The organism is Streptomyces indicus (assembly GCF_900100315.1).
In the GTDB taxonomy this organism is placed as follows: Bacteria; Actinomycetota; Actinomycetes; order Streptomycetales; family Streptomycetaceae; genus Streptomyces; species Streptomyces indicus.
Window position 1 is genome coordinate 1 of sequence record NZ_FNFF01000044.1, and the last position, 2,335, is coordinate 2,335.

2 protein-coding genes are annotated in these 2,335 nt (G+C 67.2%); both read right to left on the reverse strand.

The window, feature by feature from the left end:
• Positions 1-225 precede the first annotated feature (225 nt).
• Positions 226-1,911: a ribonuclease J gene (locus BLT97_RS37185; protein ID WP_093618495.1), complete on the reverse strand. Its 1,686-nt coding sequence runs from the start codon at positions 1,909-1,911 to the stop codon at positions 226-228.
• A 169-nt stretch (positions 1,912-2,080) separates the two neighbouring features.
• The coding region (locus tag BLT97_RS37190; RefSeq protein ID WP_176954037.1) for a dihydrodipicolinate synthase family protein at positions 2,081-2,335 on the reverse strand (255 nt) is incomplete at its 5' end.

A 2,335-nucleotide genomic window follows, 5' to 3' on the forward strand; every position in this document is an offset into this window, starting at 1 on the left:
TGCTTTCCAGGGCTTCCGCTTTTCGGCGGTTTCCCTTTCCGGCGAGACCCGACTTTATCAGAGATTCTGAGTCGGAATTTCCACTCCGTCCGGGTGGCTCCGGGCGCATGAGCGCTCCGGGTTCCCGGTCTGGCGGAGCCGTAAACGTACTGGAGCGGGGCGCCTCGATGCAAATCGAGGCGCCCCGCTCCTAGTTGTGGTGCGTTCGCGCTGGTCAGCGCGTCGTCAGACCTCGACGACGACGGGCAGGATCATCGGGCGCCGGCGGTAGTTGTCGGAGACCCACTTGCCCAGGGTGCGGCGGACGAGCTGCTGCAGCTGGTGGGGTTCGACGACACCGTCCTGGGCCGACTTCTCCAGGGCTTCGTTGATCTTCGGGATGACGGCGCTGAAGTCCCCGTCGTCGATGCCGGAGCCCCTGGCCTGGATGTGCGGGCCACCGGTGATCTTTCCGGTGGTGGAGTCCATGACCACGAAGACCGAGATGATGCCCTCGTCGCCCAGGATCCGGCGGTCCTTGAGCGAGCTCTCGGTGACGTCGCCGACCGAGAGGCCGTCCACGTACACGTAACCGGCCTGGACCTTGCCGACGATCTTGGCCTTGCCCTGGACCAGGTCGACCACCACGCCGTCCTCGGCGATGACGATGTGGTCCTGCGGGACCCCGGTCATCGCGCCGAGCTCGGCGTTGGCGCGCAGGTGGCGCCATTCGCCGTGCACCGGCATCAGGTTGCGAGGCCTGCAGATGTTGTAGAAGTACAGGAGCTCGCCGGCCGAGGCGTGGCCCGAGACGTGCACCTTGGCGTTGCCCTTGTGCACGACGTTGGCTCCCCAGCGGGTCAGGCCGTTGATGACGCGGTAGACCGCGTTCTCGTTTCCGGGGATCAGCGACGAGGCCAGGATGACGGTGTCGCCCTGGACGATGCGGATCTGGTGGTCCCGGTTGGCCATGCGGGACAGTGCCGCCATCGGCTCGCCCTGGGAACCCGTGCAGATCAGGACGACCTCGTGGTCCGGAAGGTCGTCGAGGGTCTTCACGTCCACGACCAGTCCGGCGGGGACGCGGAGGTAGCCGAGGTCACGGGCGATGCCCATGTTGCGGACCATCGAGCGGCCGACGAAGGCGACCTTGCGGCCGTACTCGTGGGCGGCGTCCAGGACCTGCTGGATGCGGTGCACGTGGCTGGCGAAGCTCGCGACGATGATGCGCTTGCGGGCTCCGGCGAAGACGGACCGTACGACATTGGAGATGTCGCGCTCCGGCGGGACGAAGCCCGGAACCTCGGCGTTCGTCGAGTCCGAGAGGAGGAGGTCGATGCCTTCCTCGCTCAGGCGGGCGAACGCGTGCAGGTCGGTCAGGCGGCCGTCGAGCGGCAGCTGGTCCATCTTGAAGTCGCCGGTGTGCACGACCATGCCCGCGGGAGTGCGGATGGCGACGGCCAGGGCGTCCGGGATGGAGTGGTTGACCGCCACGAACTCGCAGTCGAAGGGGCCGATCCGCTCGCGGTGCCCCTCCTTGACCTCGAGGGTGTACGGGCGGATGCGGTGCTCCTGGAGCTTCGCCTCGATCAGGGCGAGGGTCAGCTTGGAGCCGATCAGCGGGATGTCCGGCTTCTCGCGCAGGAGATAGGGGACGGCGCCGATGTGGTCCTCGTGCCCGTGCGTGAGGACGATGCCCTCGATGTCGTCGAGGCGGTCCCTGATGCTGCTGAAGTCCGGCAGGATCAGGTCGATTCCGGGCTGCTCCTCCTCGGGGAAGAGCACCCCGCAGTCGACGATGAGCAGGCGGCCGCCGAATTCGAAGACGGTCATGTTGCGGCCGATTTCGCCCAGGCCGCCGAGCGGGGTGACGCGCAGGCCACCCTCGGGAAGCTTCGGCGGGGAGCCGAGCTCGGGATGCGGATGACTCAAAAGACTCTCCTACCCATGCGCGCCACGTCCTCCGTGAGGGCACGTGGCGCGCATGACGTTCGTGCGATGCAGTTGTCGCGTTCAGTTCGTACAGGTCGTGCGGTACGCGGTCGTGCGTACTCAGTCATGCGTATTCAGTTGTGAAGTCTGTGGGCAGCCGGGGCTGTGCTCAGAGCTGTACCCCGCCCGCGGCAAGATCGATCTTGAGCTGCTCGGTCTCCTGGGCGGAGAGCTCCACGAGCGGCAGCCGCAGTGGTCCGGCGGGCAGGCCCTGGAGGGTGAGCGCAGCCTTGGTCGTGATCACGCCCTGCGTGCGGAACATGCCGGTGAAGACGGGCAGCAGCTGCTGGTGGATCTCGGTGGCCTTGCGGACGTCGCCGGAGGTGTACGCCTCCAGCATCGCGCGCAGTTCGGGGGTGACGAC